This is a genomic window from Wohlfahrtiimonas sp. G9077, assembly GCF_002252155.1.
GTDB lineage: Bacteria > Pseudomonadota > Gammaproteobacteria > Cardiobacteriales > Wohlfahrtiimonadaceae > Wohlfahrtiimonas.
The window spans coordinates 247,623-263,985 of sequence record NZ_NEFD01000003.1; the positions used below are offsets into that span (position 1 = coordinate 247,623).

A 16,363-nucleotide genomic window follows, 5' to 3' on the forward strand; every position below is an offset into this window, starting at 1 on the left:
TTAATGAAAAGGGTCATGCATTATGAATAATATTTTTAAAGTTGTTTGGAATCAGTCTTTAAACATGTTGGTGGTGGCATCAGAATATGCCAAACATTCAAGTGGTATGGGCGGCAGTGTCGTGACAGAGGGGGCACGCACATTTAAACGCACTAAGATCGCAGCGAGCATTTTATTGTTGCTTTCGGCAGCCCTAGGTGGTGCGCAGGCCGACAGCTTAAAAGATTTACTCAATAATGGTCAGGACAGTGGGACATCTGCAAAGCGTGCCTTTTATTACACAACAGAGTCCATTTTGACGAAAGATAAGACTTATACGCTTAATTTTGCTTCTAATATTACCGATGAAAGAGAGATCAAATGGGTCAATAATGGCGGTAAAGCAGGGGATACCAGTTGGACAGTGGACAACAGTCATTTGACCATTAACGGACGTTATTATACAGGCTATGATCCTTCTGGCGTGACCTCCACTGATCAAAATACGTATTATACAAAGATCATCAATAACAGTCAGGTGACATTTAATGATTGGCTGTATATCGGTGTGGGCAATCCTGTAGTCTCAGATACCACTAAATTCATTATGCAAGTTGATAATAATAGCCAGTTAACAGGGCGAGTGCTCACACTCGGTTATACTGGTGGCGTAGAGGTGGACAATGGCAGTGTGTTCAATGTTTGGAATACGAACTTATATATCAAATCTGTGATTAATTCTAATACGCCACGTGAGCTTAAGCCATACATTAAAATTACCAATGGTGGTGTGCTCAATAATGGTTATGGTGAGACTAAAGATTCTAACGATAACTTACGCCTCATCACAGATGGTACGGGTTTTTATAACTTAAGTGGTGTGATGCAGGCTTACACCTCTAACCCCGATTTTAAAGCAAAATTCACCATCGGGACGCAAGATGGACAAGATGCCAGTGCGACAGTGAATTTACATAAATTAGATGCCTTTGGCTCTGAAAAGATGTATTTGACCAATACAAAAGCGGTGGTGCAAACGCTTGCCGATGGTCGTTTTCTCAATACCTTGATCGGTAATGGTGCTTTATATGTTAAAGCGAATAACAGTTTTGAACACGCACAGTCTGATTTTACAGGCACAGCGACCATTACAGCTGGTAACTCTGCGACGGTATCAATCAATGAAGGTTTAGGGACAAATAACAGCATTTATACCCTTGAGAATGCGACATTAAACTTTGTCGATGGTACCGTCACTGAGCTCAACAGTAATTTATATGGTGCGGGCACCATCAATGTGGGTAAAAATAACATTAAAGTGACCGGTAACCATGCTTCATTAAATGGCTTGGTGGTGGTGGGCTCTGAGGATTCAACATGGAATCTTCAAAAACTCTATAACTATGATTTCCGTTATCGTTTGCAAGGCACAGGGAACGTTAACATCAGTGCCGGTAATCAAAATCAAATGATTACTTTTAAAAATGAAACGAAAAATCAAGATTTTACGGGTAAATTTACAGTAGAGCGCGGCATTTTAAAAGTAGACTCATTGAGTGAAAATGCATTAGGCAATGCGTATCTTGGCATTTTGCCAAATGGTACAGGGCAGGTGCATGACAATGTTTCTGTGGGCAGCTTAGGATTACAAAATGCTAAATTGCATGTGTTAAATAATGGCACGGCATTTAATTTATTGACGGCGAAAAATGGCATCACTTTGACAGGTAAAAACACCATTATGATTGATGATGCCAATTTATTGGGTCAAAAATCTGCCATTGATCAAATGAAGCCCACAGGCACTTTATTAGATCAACAAAATCAATTGACTTTAGGGGAAACCTTTGCCGCAGGTAAAACTTCAGGAGATCGTGATGATGTGACATTAGTGGCCAACAGTGGCGATATTAATGCCATGAACATTAAAAAAGACATCGTGGGTCAAGAAGCGAAGGGGCAAGGTGTTTACGGTTATCAAAAAGTGGTGGCAGATGACACCGGTTTACATGCGGGTTATGGTTTAAAAGCACTGTCTGCCAATGAAAACCAATCTGTGACCATTGATAGTACAGGGGCAAGCGAGCAAAAACTCTTTGTACAATTGACGGGCAAAGGTGGTTTTACCTTTACTGGTGCACCCTTGGTGACAGTGACCGGGCAAACGAATGATTATGAAGGCGCGACGGCATTAACAAATGATGCAAAAGTGGCGCTGGGCGTGGATCAAGCCCTTGGTCAAAAAGGGGCATTGACGCTATCTGATCAAGCTCAATTAGATTTAGGCACACACACACAAAATGTGGCGGGAGTAACAGCAAGCAATAAGACACAGTTGAACCTTAACACAGGGACATTGAATTTAACTGGAAATCAAATCCATGAGATTGATGGACAATTGAATGGCACGAATCAATCAGCATTGAATGTACAGCAAGGCGCCCTCAAAGTGGGCGCAAGCAATGGTGAATTGGCCGCTAACGTAACGTTAGGCAACAAAGTCGCGGCAGATCTTACCAAAGCCGATGGCTTAGGCAAAGGCAAGGTGACGCTTCAAGGCGCAAACGCTGTTAATATCAATGGCGGCGGCACATTGGCCAATGCATTTGTCGGTGACAATACCAATACTTTAGCGCTCAATACAGGCGATGTGACCTTAAAAGGTGACAACAGCCAATTTGCGGGGAAAATCAGCATTGAAAAACCTGCAGCAGCGAATGTGACCGCCATGAATAATCTAGGCACAGGTGCTTTAGAGATTGAAGGCAAGTTAAACTTTGCCGATGGCATCAAGGGTGATCTCAAGAATGGCTTCAGTGGTGACGGCCAAATCACTTTAACGGACAATCAATTGAATGTTAAAGGCGAACATGATGGCTTTACAGGTACATTAAAAACAGGTGATCAAGCAGCATGGAACATTCAAACCGATGCACCGTATGATGTCAATTACGCTTTATCCGGCACCGGCACCGTTTCTGTGGATGCTAACGGTGACATTGCCCTTAAAAATGTGGGTGCAAAAGACTTTACGGGTAACTTTACTGTGAAGGGCGGCAATGCACAGCTCGATCAAACCGCCTTTGATGTTTTAAATAATGCGAGTTTAAATCTAACGGGCGGGGCGGCGACGGTGACCGTCGATGGCCAGCATGTGGACAATTTGGTGATTCACAATGGAACATTGTCATTAGATCCAAAAGACCCGAATGCATCCAATCACCTTAAAGTGACCGATACCATCACTTTGATTGGCGATAAAAATGCCATCATGGTGGATAAAGATACAGTGGATAAGCATGTGACCGATGCGAGCGCAGGGCAAGTGGATCAAACCACCTCGTTCTTAGATCAGCAAGAAGGGTTTGTGGGTGAAACATTGGTGTCCGGTAAGGTGGTGACCAAAGACAATGCCGGCAACCCGATTGATGACTTTGAAGCCATTTTCTTACGGGATCGCGATGGCAAAATCATTGAAGCAAAAGATGTGGGTCAAAGCACAATTGAGATCCAAAATGGCGCCGGTGAAGCATATTATGGCTTCAATGGATTGCGCACCGATGATAAAGGCATTCATTTAAACTACGGTTTAGATGAAATTCAGGCCTATGATGGCAAAGTGGTGACGGTCAAATCTGACCAAAGCAACGTGACCACACAGAGCCGCGATCTACGTGCAGAATTGGTGGGCCAAGGTGGTTTTACCTTTACCGGTGACCAAGGCATTACTTTATCGGGTAACCCCAATACATACACAGGCAATACGGTGATTGATGGCACCAGCATCACTGCTGGCATGGACAATGTGTTTGGTCAAAAAGGTGATTTAACCTTAAAAGGTCAATCCACTTTTAATTTGGCTGGTATGAAGCAATCGGTGGACAATCTACAGCTGGGTCAACAAGGTGTGATTGATTTAAACCAAGGTGAATTGACGTTGGCAGAAAACAGCGCATCCACCGTTTCGGGCCAACTTTTGGGTAATGATCAATCTAAGCTCAATATCAATGCGGGCACGGTGAATGTTGAATCAAGCAATGCGGGTTTAAATGCAGCGGTGACGTTGAATCAAAAAGCGGCAGCAACATTGGCGAAAGTGGATGGTTTTGGTCAAGGCAATGTGACCCTCAATGATGAAAGTGCATTGACGCTTAAAGGTGCAGGTCAGTTCAATAATACCTTGGCAGGCACGGGTACTTTAACCATTGATGCTGACAGTGTCACGTTGCATAAAGACAACAGACAGTTTACGGGCACTGTAAAAGTGACGGATCAAGGCACAGCGAATGTTGATGCCCTCAATAGCCTAGGCAGCGCAGCTGTGGATGTGGCTGGTACATTGAACATCAACGATGATGTAAAAGGCGATTTAAATAATGTCATTTCAGGTGCAGGGACCATTGCACTTGGCAAAGGCAGTGATTTGAATGTTAAAGGCGAACATGGTGCTTTAACGGGCACGGTGAAACTGGCCGATCAATCGGCTTGGAACATCACAACTGATGCCCCCTATGATCTCAATTATGCATTATCAGGCGCAGGCACTGTCTCTGTGGATGCTAACGGTGACATTACCCTTAAAAATGCGGGGGTACAAGACTTTACCGGTGAATTTGCGGTTAAAGACGGTGAATTGACCCTTGATCAAACAGGTTTTGATGTCTTAACAAATGCAAGTGTGAGTTTAGTTGGGGGGGATGCATCGCTTCAATTAGATGATCAATCATTGAAAAACTTAACCTTCAATCAAGGTGCGATGACGTTGCAAACTAAAGACACGAATGATCGCGTGAATCACTTAAATGTCACAGGTTTAGTGACGCTTGAGGGTCAAAATAACAGTTTACGCGTGGATCCTACGAAATTGCAAAAAACAGAGTTTGATCAAAAAGTGGACACATCGCTCTCCTTCTTAGATCAACAAGAAGGTTTTACTGGTGAAACGTTGATCAAAGGTCAAGTGGTGAAACAAGGCAATGCCGATATCCATTTAGCTGATCTCCAAGGACAGCAGATTGACAATGATGCTGTGCCACAAAGTGCGGTGACAATTCAAGAAGGTGCGGGTCAAGCATTTTATGGCTTTAATGGCTTGCGTACGGATGATCAAGGCATTCATTTGAATTATGGTTTATCTGTGATTGAAGCTTATCAAGGTAAACAGGTGGAAGTGTTGTCTAGCAGCGCCAATGTCATCACAGACAGCCGTGATCTACGTGCTGAGCTCAAAGGTGAAGGTGGATTTACCTTTAAAGGGAATCTTGGCATTGAAGTCTCTAATGGCAAAAACAGCTACACAGGCAACACGGTGATTGATGGTGCAGTTGTCACCGCCGGTGCAAACAATGTCTTTGGGGAAAAAGGTGCCTTGAGTTTACTCAATCAAGGTCAATTTTACCTCAATGGTCAAACGCAAACGGTGGATCAGTTGGTGATGGATGAGGGCACGCGCCTTGACTTCAACTCAGGTACACTCACATTGAATGATCAGAAAACATCCGACATTAAAGGCGCTCTGTTCGGTGATCAATCAGCGACATTGAATATGGCCAAAGGCACTGTGAATGTTGACAGCATCAACAAAGAATTCGCTGCGACTGTGAATGTGGATGATGCTGTGGTGAACCTCAATCAATTACAAGGTTTAGGCCATGGCCAATTGAATTTAGCAGACAAAGCCGTTGTGAACATTGCCGACCAAGGGGATTGGTTGAACACAATCGCTGGCAGTGGTCAAATCAATGTCACGCCCACAGGTCAAGTGGCGGTGAAAGGTCAACATGATGCCTTCAAAGGTACTGTGAATGTGGCTGAGAAAGGTTCATGGAACATCACAACCGATGCGCCCTATGATCTCAATTATGCATTATCAGGCGCAGGCACTGTCTCTGTGGATGCGAAAGGTGACATTACCCTTAAAAATGCTGGTGCAAAAGACTTTACTGGTGAATTTGCAGTCAAAGGCGGTGAGCTGTCCCTCGATCAAACAGCGTTTGATGTGTTAGATCAAGCCCATGTGAATTTAGCGGGTGGTGAAGCGAATTTAACGCTTGATGGTCAAACATTGAAAAACCTCACCTTTGATCAAGGGGCAATGACATTGCAAAAAGATGCCAATGGTCAACGTTCTAACCATTTAACCGTCTCTGACACCATCACATTGGTGGGGGATCAAAACTTGTTGAAAGTCGATCCAGCAACGATTGAGAAACATGGCATTGATGCTGCAAATGTGGACCAAAAAACATCATTCTTAGATCAACAATTTGGCATGGTCGGTGAAACATTGATCTCGGGTAAAGTGATCACCAAAGATGCTAATAATGGTCAAGTGAAGGATTATGAGGGCATTTTCCTAGCGGATATGGATGGCAACCTCATTGAGTCTAAAGATGTGGCACAGAGCTCTGCGGTGATTCAAAATGGTGCCGGTGAAGCATTCTATGGCTTTAATGGCTTGCGTACCGATGACAAAGGCATTCATTTAAATTATGGTTTAGATGAAATTGAAGCCTTTAAAGATAAAAATGTGATGGTGTTATCGGATGCGAGCAATACAACCACAGATAGCCGTGATCTACGTGCTGAGCTTAAAGGTGAAGGTGGCTTCATCTTTAAAGGCAGCGAAGGCATCACGCTCTCTGGCAATTTGAACACCTATGCTGGCGATACCATGATTGATGGCACAAGCATCACCGCCGGTATGAATCAAGTCTTTGGTACGCAAGGCAACCTCACCATTAAGAACAATGGCCAATTTAACTTAAATGGCATGAAGCAAACGGTGGATCAGTTGAATGTTGCCGCAGGTTCAAAGCTGGGTGTCAATGGTGGTGAATTGACCGTACGTCAATCAAGCACATTATTGGGTGAGACCATGTTTGGCAGCGGTACGTTGGTGATCGATGGCGATAAAGCGCCACAGATCCTTGTGCAGGGTGATCATACTCAGTTTGATGGCAACACTTGGGTGAAAAATGGTTACCTCAACATTGAGAAAGATGCCATCTATGGTCATGGCACAGCATTGGTCACTGTGGATCAAAATGCTGGCATGGGCGGTTATGGTACGGTCAATGGTGATGTGCTCTTAAAAGGCCATTTAGATGTGGGCAGCACTGTGAATCATCAAGCCGGTCAACCGATGGGCAATTTTACGGTGCAAGGCAATTTTACAGCGGAAAAAGGCAGCCTCATTCATATTGCCAGTGACGGTCAATTGGCTGGTCGCTTAATCATCACCGGCAATGCAGAGGGTGAAAGTGCGCTGAAAGTGGATGACATGCACGGTGCGCCATTGATGCAGTTGGCCAATGGTACGCAAAAAGTTGAAGTGGTGAGCATTGGTGGCAAAACCAATACCATGGTACTCACACAAGAAGGCCGTGCGGTGCGTGGTGCCTTTGACTATCAATTAGAAAAAGGCAGCGATGGCAACTGGTGGTTAGTGACGGCTGCAAATGATGCAAGTCGCCGTCCTGAAACGGCAGTGTATGTGGGTGGTTTAAATGTGGCCAATACATTGTTCAACCATAAATTGTCGGAGCGTAACTATTTGTCAGAAGATAGCCGCATCTGGACATTGGTGGGCGGTCAGTTCAGCAAGTTCTATGACAATGGCAAAATTAACCGAGCCACGATTGACAGTTACCGCATGATGATCGGTGGTGACATCCTTCGCTCAACGATTGATGAGCAACCCATTAAAATGGGTGTCTTCGGTGCTTATGGTCACAGTAAAATTAAGAGCCAACAGCAGCACAATGGCTTAAATGCGAAGGGCAGCAGTGATGGTTACGGTGTTGGTTTGTATGCCACATTCGGTGATCAATTGACCAAAGGCTTCTACCTTGATGGCTCTGTGCAATATGTGTACTTTGATAACACTGTGACGGGTGATCAAATCAGCAGCGAGAAGATGAAAACCAAAGGTTTCATTGCCTCGTTAGAAGGGGGTTATACTTTTGGCTTGACGGATGATCTTTATCTACAACCACAAGCGCAAGTGACGTGGATGGGTGCGAAGATGAATGACATCACAGATGCCACAGGTACACACATCACCGGTAGCAAAAACAACATTGAAACACGTTTAGGGGCTCGCTTATTCATGGAGAAAACCTTAGACAACGGCAATGTGGTGACGCCTTACATGGAAGTGAACTACTATCACAACTCAAAACCATTTTATGCAAGCTTTGATGGTGTGCGTGTGGATCAGCATGGCACGCGCAACTTAGGCGAAATGAAACTCGGTGTTGAGGGCCAAGTGCAAAAGAACTTAAGCGTTTGGGGTGATGTGGGTTACCGTGCAGGTTCAAACAGCTATCACGACACCAAAGTCACTTTAGGGGTGCGTTATAACTTCTAAGTGAACCATATGAAAAAGCGCCTTCGGGCGCTTTTTTTATGTGCGTGATGAGTTGATCAACGGCGCGTTAATAAACGGCCGGTCATCTCAACACGATCAAAACTATACACATGATCAAACGGACTTTCACCACAGCGGCCCACCAATGGTAAACGCTGGTCTTTCCAACCTTCACGCAATGTCACTTGAGCGCTGCAAATGGGACATTCGCCAATGAATTGTGTCAAACTTGTGATTTGTGAATGATCATCACGGTGCATTTCGATTTCAGCAGACGATTGATTCATGGCAATCATCCACGGCGGCGCCTTTAAAATTCGATATTCTGGCAATCGAAAGAGCGGCAGTGTCACATAACGCATCACCAAATAAAAACAGCCCATCGGTATTGAGAGATAGAGCAGCTGCCACAAAGTGAGATGATCTGTTTTGAGGGCAACGCCCATAATGATGATGAGCAGGCCTGTGAGGGCCATCAAGGTCAATAAAAACCACATGAGATAAAAACTCATGCCCCGAAGGCTGCGATTTCTAAAGGTGCCTTGATGCATGAAAGGGCGCATGTACCATGCAATTTTAATATTGGCAGGCGGCGTTCTGTGGTAGCGGATCGATGTGGGATCAATCTCTTCAGGGGGTGTTTCTTTGGCAATCGGTTGGATGTCAATGTACATCAAATTTTCATTGCCTTTGCCGCCTTGTGGATTGGTGCCTGCAATGGATGGCACATAACCAATTTTTTCAAACACCGCCTGATTTTGTAAAACAATGCGTTCACATTGCTGATTGAGCATGCTTTGATTGATCCATTTATTGAGATTAGCAGGAGGCACATAGTCCGCAATCCCCTTTGAATCATCATAGTCCGCCTTCATGGAATGGCGTGACAATCCATGGAATTCTTCCCCTTTTTGATGGGCATTGAGGGTGCATTCACACAAATAACGCAGGCAATGATCCGTCTTTTTCAGGGATTTATTGGTCTGTAAGATGGCATGCAATGCCTCAATGGTTTCAATAGATTCAGTCATTTACACTCTCCTTACCCGGTTAGATACCTGGTTATGGTCTGTTTTCGCCTCATGATACTTGTCACAATCGATCCATTCAATCAATGGAGGTATTTTATGAAACAGCATTATCACATTCACAATACACGTTTAACGGTACACACTTTAGCAGAAGGCAGCCTTTGCATTGAGGCAATGATGAATGATGATACGGTCGAATTGTTGATGGACATGCGCCGTCGTTATCATGGGCGTTTTCATTTAGAGTATACAAAAATGGTGTTTCCGGTGCGTTATACTGCGCGCATTTTAACGTATCTTGAAAAGTGGCAAAAAAAAGCACCATCACAAGATGGTGCAAAGAGGGGTAAGGAACGAGTAGAACAGAGGATTGTTAATTAAGGGCAAATCTCATTGATGCAAGCACCGCGCGTGAGCATCTCATGGAAGTTTTCATAACTGGTTTCCACCATGTTTGACAGCGCTTCTTCTGTATTTGAGCCCACATGTGGGGTCACAAGAACGCGCGGAAAAAGTTCAATGAGTTTTTGTACCGTGCCATCAGGAACAGTTTGCCACGGCATGAATTTGCGTTGGAAAAATTCGGCTTCATTTGAGAAGACATCGGTGGCAAAGCCGCTGAGTTTTTTGCTCTCAAGGGCAGCAAGCACCGCTTCATTGTCTTGAATTTCACCGCGTGCGGTGTTGACTAAAATGGCATCTTGCTTCATTTTGCCGATGAAATCTGCATTGACGAATTTTTCATTTTGCCCTGGCACATATGGCACATGCAGGCTGATGATGTCACTTTGGGGCAATAATTCATCGAGCGTCATAAATTCCACAAACTCTTTGGCTTTTTCGGATTCAAAAATGTCATAGCCAATCACGCGTGCACCTAAACCATGAAAGAGTTTAGCTTCAGCGAGCCCAATTTTCCCAAGTCCGATGATGCCCACAGTACAGTTATGGATTTCACGCGTGAACATCTCATCATCAATGATGAAGTCGCGATAGGCGGATTTGACCGTCATGTAGGCCGTTTTACGCAGCAGCATCATGGCAAGCGTCACAGAAAGCTCAGCAATGGCTGTTGGTGAATAGGAGGGTACGCGCGCCATGCGAATGCCAAGGGATCGGGCATATTCCACATCAATGTGGTTAAAACCCACGGTGCGTGTAAAGACATATTTAATGCCATAACTGTGCAGCGCATCTAAGTTTTGTTTATCCGCCACAGAATTGCCGCGCAATAGAACCGCATCATGATGTTCTGCGGTGCTCACGTTATCATGGCGCAATAAGTCGGGAATGAGCGTTAAGTCATAATTGTATTTATTGAGTTTGTTAAAGTACTCAATTTCATTGTGTCTAACGCCATAGCATGCAATTTTAAACATATCAGTCACCTATGATTCGTGAGTTAAAAGAAATAGTGTTGAATGAGCTCAAGCACCACGATCCAGATCGGGATGAAGATCACCGCTAAAATGGTGGAGATCAATGAGCTGTTTGAGGCAAGGAGCGCCTCACGATCAAAACTGATGGCATAAGTGGTCACCACAGTTGCAGCAGGCGCCATCATCATGAGCACCACAACGGCGATCACATCATAGCTCATTGGCATCACGCCTGTGCCATGGAGGAACAATAACACCACTAAAATGAGAGCAGGAATCAAGACAACTTTAATGAAGCTGTAATACCATGTGGTTTTGTTTTCAGCCGCCTGTTTTAAATTGATTTGACCCAGCGTTGCACCAATGGATAACCACGCAAGCGGTGAGGCAAGGCCAGCTAAATACTTCATCGCTTGTTGTAACCAAGGTGCCGTTTGATCGATGCGAAGGAAGGCATATTGCTTCACAGCGCCGCCACTTGTGGTCACATCCACTTGGGGTAATGAGTTTTGAAATGCCCAGATGAATAAACCCGCGAAGGTTGCGATCACAATCGGATTTAAAAACATCTCTTTGATGTTTTTGCTGCTCATTTTCAAGCCGCTCATTTTGATGTAGCCATATGAGTAGAGAAACACACGGTAACTGATGTTAAAAATAGAGCTTAGCATCACGCCCACAGGGCCAAATAAGCTACTGATGATGGGGGTGCTGAAAAATGTGGTGGAACCAAAGATGCTCAAGTTACGCAGCGCTGTTTGCTCATCGCCCACATATTTAAAATAAAAGAATTTACTTAAAATGATCAACGCAATGTAGATGACAAAGCCAAACACCAACAGTGTCATGCCGTCGGCCATTTTTTGCGGATCATTGTCTTGCATAAATGAGGTAAAGGCCAAAGCAGGTAAAGCCGCGGTTAAGACCACAGAAGAGAGGATTTTACCCACCTGATTATTAAAGATGCCCGTTTTTCTAAAATAGTAGCCAAGACCAATGATCGAAATGGTGGAGAATATCGCACCAATCATGGCAGTATTGCTTAAGGTTTTGTGCAGCAATGCTAAAATTTCCATTTGAATGTGCCCTCTTATTGATCGACAGAGTCTATGTTTGGCTATATTGGATATAGATAATTCTAATATTAATAATTATCTATAATATTAATAACGCAACATAGTCTATATAATAATAAATAAAATGCCAGTCTAAATTAATTTATTTATTAAATTTGCCAAAAAGGGACGGATTATTTTATGGGCAGGCATTGACACAAGCGTGTAAATGTTTAGATTAATATCAGAACCATGATAAAAATAACAACCTTTCAATGAGGAATGTATGATGAAAAAACGATGGACACTCGCAGCAATGATCACATGTACACTCACATGCGCTGTGGCACAAGAAGAGGGGCGCTTATTGCAAACCCCAAAGATGACGCGTGCTGAATTTAATCAAGCGGCGGGTTATGGAAAAGATGCAGATCCTGACAGTTATTGTTACATCGTACTCGATGAGCCTTATGCCAAAGATGATGCGCCCGATTTAACTTTAGCCCGCGGCATTGGTGATGGGGCAGAAAAGATGGTGATTAAGGTCAATCAATCGCCGGTTAAAATGGTCAGTGAGAATCTTGGTGTGTCATCGCCTTATATTTGGCACAATCAAAAAGCCAACCTTTTTATGGTGTTTGACACCACGCGTGTTGTGGATTATGGCGAGAGCTCCATTTTGTTTGGGCAATTGAGCATCATCACGCCTCAAGCAAAAGAGGTGTATCAAGCGCGATTCAGCTGTTTAGATTAATGTATGACGTTTGGCATCAATCAAGTGATTTTAGTGGGGCACGTGCTCGATGCTCCTGAAATAAAAATGCTCACCACAGGCGGTGCAATGGTGATCTTTACGCTCGCCATTGAGATGGAAAAACACGTAGAAAAACATGTGGTGAAAATTTATGGTCATTTGACTGAGCAAGCCGCTGTTTTAGCACAAGGCACATGGATTTATCTAGAAGGGCACCTGCAAACCCACACATCAAAAGATTTAACGGGTCAAACGCATGAACACCTTGAGATCATTGTTGGCCAAAAAGGTGTGTTGCAGGTGCTAGATGAATGATTATAGCGTCGTGGTTTCAAAGCGCTTCAAATCGTGCCCTTTCAATGCGGCACCAATCATCTCTGGTAATTGATCCGGCGTACAAGCAAAGCAAGGCACGCCAAGGTTGCTGATCTCTTTACCGAGCGCTTTATCATAATCAGGGCGGCCGCTGTCCGTCAGGGCAAGTAGTGTGATGACGATCACGCCATCGTCTTTCATGCTGGCTAAACGGCGCAACAAACCTTGGCGAACGCCACCTTCATACAGATCAGAGATCAAAATAAAAATGGTTTTTTTGGGCTCTGTGATCAAGGTTTGGCAATATGAGACGGATTTATTGATGTCGGTTCCGCCGCCCATTTGAAAGCCAAAGAGCGCATCCACTGGATCATTGCGGCACAATTCTGTTAAATCCATGATGTTGGTATCAAATGCCACCACATGCGTTTCAAGTACGGGCATGCTTGCAAAAATCGCCCCCATGATGGATGAATAGATGATGGATTCATACATCGAACCACTTTGATCGATGTCGAGAATCACCGTCCAATTTTTCTGCTTTTGGCTGCGCTCAAAGAAGAAAAATCGTTCTGGGATGAGGCGCTTTGTGGCAACATCATAATTTTTGAGATTGCGCTCAATGGTTCTTTTCCAATCAGTACTGGAAAAATTGGCAATCGGCGTGTGTGCTTTTTTATTGACAGCGCCCGTTACAGCACGACGAAGATCCGTTTCCATCTTTTTCATGATTTGATCAACGACGGCTTTAATGAGCGCGCGCGCAGAATCTTTGGACTTTTCCGGAATGGCATCTTTGAGGGCTAAGAGATTGCTCACCATATTGATGTCTGGCGTGACATTTTGCAAAGATTCAGGCTCAAGCAACAGTTGCGTGAGCCCTTTGCGTTCGATGGCATCGGCTTGAATCACGCTCACCACATCTTTCGGGAAATGGTTACGCACATCCACCAGCCATTTAGCCAATTTAGGTGAGCTTGCGCCACGACCTGCGCTGCGGGCACTTGAATCATCTTGCCCATTGCTTTCATAGATCAATCCTAAGGCTTGATCCATGATCTGTTCAGAATCTGATAATGGCGCGGCTTCTAGTGTGCTCGCATTGTCGCCTAAGATCAAGCGCCAGCGGCGAAGCTGCGTATTTTGATTGTCCATACTGTCCTTTAAAAATCAAAGTCAAAATCATTGAGGGCATCGAGCGCATCATGCTCCTCTGTGCTGAGCTCAGTTTGTAAAAACTCGGCAGTCGCGGCGGCATTTGTGCCCCAAAAATCATTGAGTAAATCCACAATGCTGGCTTTTTGACTCGGTTCAAATTGCCCAAGAGTGCGGCGTAAAAAGACAACCGCCCGTTGAAAACCTTCTTCATCTAATAGTGTGACGTAATCATTGAGCTCGCGCCAAATGGCAATGCGTGACAAGAGTGCATAGCGATTGCAAGAGGCTAAGCCTTCAAACCATGTGGCGGCTAAATCAGCAGGAACACCGGGAGAAAATCGCCTGGCCACTTCGATGCTGCATGCTTCTTCACTCACCAATTGATGTTCGAGCAATAACGCAAAGGCTGTGCCGGATAAATAGGTATTGTGATGATCTTCCATCGCTAAGGTACGCAATTGAGTTTGCCACAATGGCACATTGAGCCATTCATAGAGATCATGTGCCACGCGCTCAAGCATTTGTATGCTGCTGGCCACCTTTTTAGCGGTGAGATAATCACACGTTGCCGCATCAGGCAATAAGAGAGAGGCGCGTAAAAAGAGCTGTTCGATGATGGGTTTGAGCGTTGCTGTGTCAATGCGGCGCAATGATCCAAATTGATATAGATGGCTAAGGGCAAAGCAGGCATCACTGATGGCATCAAAATCTTCATTGTCCACCAATAAAGCTTGCAAGGCAGCAATGGCGCTGTCAAACATGTGGGTTAAATCACATTCGCAAATCGCCCGAATGATGTGTGCAGCTGCACTAATGTTGTCACAGTTTTCTAAGCGTTGCTGTAGCTCGTAGGCAGCAGCGATTTCGATGGTTTCACCTTTGAGGTTGCTCTCAATGATCGTGATTTCCACTTCTGTTGACCATTGCAGCACCCATTTTTCTGACCATGAAGCATTGTCCTGCGTTAAGCGCATTTGTGTGGCAAATGGAACATTGAGGACTTGTAAGCGGTGCAAAAATGTGGAGCGATGCAAGTCTAAAAATGCCGCAGCCTCTGATTTAACACGGATGTTCTCCCGTAAATCTAAGGCCAAAGTTTTTTGTACGGTGTTTTGATACTCTTTGAGTTTAAGGCATTTGAGTTGCTCTGCCATGTCCTCTTGAATGGGCGTTTGCCCAACGCCTTCTGGTAAAAATCCCATATCTGTGCCAATGTCCACGCGATTTAACGCAACGGCGACTTTAGCAATCTCGCCTTCGCCTAAGCACGTCATGGCAGCTTCATGTAAATCACTTAAAACGGGAAATTGTCCACCTTTGAGCATCGTTAATGCATTCGCAAGGCGCACCGCTTCAATGACGCTCGCAGAGGATGCATTGTGTCCTTCATCTCGCAAATGGTGCGCAATGTGGGTCAAATATGTGGCGGACAATTCCGCTTGTGTACCGTTTTGTAGCGCCTGCCAGAGCATGCCAAAGTAATAGGGTGCGCGGTTGCCTGCGCCATAACCGGTGCGGCTGCTTAAACGTAGGTAAGAGTAGGGCATCAATGTTTGTTTGATGGCAACTTTTGGCAGTGGCGGCATTGCCTCTACATTGGGCGCGGCAAATAAACGTTGTAATCCCGAAACATGATAAGCGCCCACTAGCATCACAATGTCATCAAGGTGATAACCCTTCTCCTTTTGAATGCGCAGCACTGTTTGATGCATATACGCTTCGCGGATGTGGTTATAGGCATGATCAAGCGGTTTTGCATGGTGTTCTTGCTTTTCTGTCAGTGCGCGAATTTGTTCGGATTGATAGAGCATTGCCGCTTGATAGGCATCATCATCGGCCGTTTGCTCAAAGTTTCGCTCAAAATAACTGTCATAATCCTGCTCATCACTGAGCTGAGCAATCGTGTCATAGAGCATTTTTTGATGCTGATGAAAATCCATCGCATCAATATCATCAGACTGATCATGGCTCAATGATTGTGCTTCCCGCATCAACTGCCTAAATTTTAGAGAACTTTCAGATGGGAGATCAAAAAATGCCACATCGCAATCATGTGCTTTGCCCCAGCGCATCGCTTGATATTCAGGGGAATAATCTGCGAGCGGATAGAGAATGCTCTCCATCGGGAACGCTTGCGTATAGGCCATGATGGCAATCGGCAGGCGAACCTCTGGTTTAATGATGTGATCAATCAGATCTGTCGCATCGCTTGGCCCTTCAATCAAGATGCATTTAGGCTGCTTTTTTGATAGATAGCGCTGTAAATGGTGCGCCGCCGCGGGCGATAGATGACGCACACCAAAGATTTGTGGCGTCATAGA

At 44.7% G+C, this 16,363-nt stretch carries 9 protein-coding genes; 4 read left to right on the forward strand and 5 right to left on the reverse strand.

Features of this window, described 5'->3' with window-relative positions; all coding sequences use genetic code 11:
- Positions 1-22: 22 nt before the first annotated feature.
- The gene (locus B9T20_RS05960) at positions 23-8,350 is read left to right on the forward strand and encodes an autotransporter outer membrane beta-barrel domain-containing protein (protein ID WP_094490276.1); all 8,328 of its coding nucleotides are present in this window, start codon (positions 23-25) and stop codon (positions 8,348-8,350) included.
- Positions 8,351-8,406: 56 nt separating this feature from the next.
- Here B9T20_RS05960 and B9T20_RS05965 read toward each other — a convergent pair whose 3' ends face one another.
- Positions 8,407-9,381: a hypothetical protein gene (locus B9T20_RS05965; RefSeq protein ID WP_094490246.1), complete on the reverse strand. Its 975-nt coding sequence runs from the start codon at positions 9,379-9,381 to the stop codon at positions 8,407-8,409.
- A gap of 96 nt (positions 9,382-9,477) precedes the next feature.
- Here B9T20_RS05965 and B9T20_RS05970 point away from each other — a divergent pair, with 96 nt between their 5' ends.
- The gene (locus B9T20_RS05970; protein ID WP_094490247.1) at positions 9,478-9,762 is read left to right on the forward strand and encodes a hypothetical protein; all 285 of its coding nucleotides are present in this window, start codon (positions 9,478-9,480) and stop codon (positions 9,760-9,762) included.
- Here the strand turns inward: B9T20_RS05970 and B9T20_RS05975 are convergent.
- Together B9T20_RS05975 and B9T20_RS05980 are read right to left on the reverse strand one after the other, a co-directional pair.
- Positions 9,759-10,760, reverse strand: a complete 1,002-nt coding sequence (locus tag B9T20_RS05975) for a 2-hydroxyacid dehydrogenase (protein ID WP_094490248.1) — start codon at positions 10,758-10,760, stop codon at positions 9,759-9,761. The genes B9T20_RS05970 and B9T20_RS05975 overlap by 4 nt on opposite strands.
- A 23-nt stretch (positions 10,761-10,783) precedes the next feature.
- A complete protein-coding gene (locus B9T20_RS05980) occupies positions 10,784-11,836 on the reverse strand; it encodes an AEC family transporter (protein WP_094490249.1) in 1,053 nt (350 codons plus the stop codon).
- A 265-nt stretch (positions 11,837-12,101) separates the two neighbouring features.
- Here B9T20_RS05980 and B9T20_RS05985 point away from each other — a divergent pair, with 265 nt between their 5' ends.
- Both B9T20_RS05985 and B9T20_RS05990 read left to right on the forward strand, forming a co-directional pair.
- Positions 12,102-12,569, forward strand: coding sequence for a hypothetical protein (locus B9T20_RS05985; RefSeq protein WP_233491619.1), 468 nt, complete (start codon positions 12,102-12,104; stop codon positions 12,567-12,569).
- A gap of 3 nt (positions 12,570-12,572) precedes the next feature.
- On the forward strand, positions 12,573-12,884 hold the full coding sequence (locus tag B9T20_RS05990; RefSeq protein WP_094490250.1) for a single-stranded DNA-binding protein: 312 nt from the start codon (positions 12,573-12,575) through the stop codon (positions 12,882-12,884).
- On the opposite strand, the gene B9T20_RS05995 is transcribed toward B9T20_RS05990, so the two are convergent.
- Together B9T20_RS05995 and B9T20_RS06000 are read right to left on the reverse strand one after the other, a co-directional pair.
- Positions 12,885-14,039 (reverse strand): VWA domain-containing protein, encoded by a 1,155-nt coding sequence (locus B9T20_RS05995; protein ID WP_094490251.1) that lies wholly within the window; start codon positions 14,037-14,039, stop codon positions 12,885-12,887.
- A gap of 8 nt (positions 14,040-14,047) precedes the next feature.
- On the reverse strand, positions 14,048-16,360 hold the full coding sequence (locus B9T20_RS06000; RefSeq protein ID WP_094490252.1) for a DUF5682 family protein: 2,313 nt from the start codon (positions 16,358-16,360) through the stop codon (positions 14,048-14,050).
- Positions 16,361-16,363 lie beyond the last annotated feature (3 nt).

What these genes read in the sequence shown, in the direction of transcription:
- B9T20_RS05960 (WP_094490276.1), top strand. Translation starts at nt 23, where the DNA reads ATGAATAATATTTTTAAAGTTGTTTGGAATCAGTCTTTAAACATGTTG.
- B9T20_RS05965 (WP_094490246.1), bottom strand. Translation starts at nt 9,381, where the DNA reads ATGACTGAATCTATTGAAACCATTGAGGCATTGCATGCCATCTTACAG.
- B9T20_RS05970 (WP_094490247.1), top strand. Translation starts at nt 9,478, where the DNA reads ATGAAACAGCATTATCACATTCACAATACACGTTTAACGGTACACACT.
- B9T20_RS05975 (WP_094490248.1), bottom strand. Translation starts at nt 10,760, where the DNA reads ATGTTTAAAATTGCATGCTATGGCGTTAGACACAATGAAATTGAGTAC.
- B9T20_RS05980 (WP_094490249.1), bottom strand. Translation starts at nt 11,836, where the DNA reads ATGGAAATTTTAGCATTGCTGCACAAAACCTTAAGCAATACTGCCATG.
- B9T20_RS05985 (WP_233491619.1), top strand. Translation starts at nt 12,102, where the DNA reads ATGATGAAAAAACGATGGACACTCGCAGCAATGATCACATGTACACTC.
- B9T20_RS05990 (WP_094490250.1), top strand. Translation starts at nt 12,573, where the DNA reads ATGACGTTTGGCATCAATCAAGTGATTTTAGTGGGGCACGTGCTCGAT.
- B9T20_RS05995 (WP_094490251.1), bottom strand. Translation starts at nt 14,039, where the DNA reads ATGGACAATCAAAATACGCAGCTTCGCCGCTGGCGCTTGATCTTAGGC.
- B9T20_RS06000 (WP_094490252.1), bottom strand. Translation starts at nt 16,360, where the DNA reads ATGACGCCACAAATCTTTGGTGTGCGTCATCTATCGCCCGCGGCGGCG.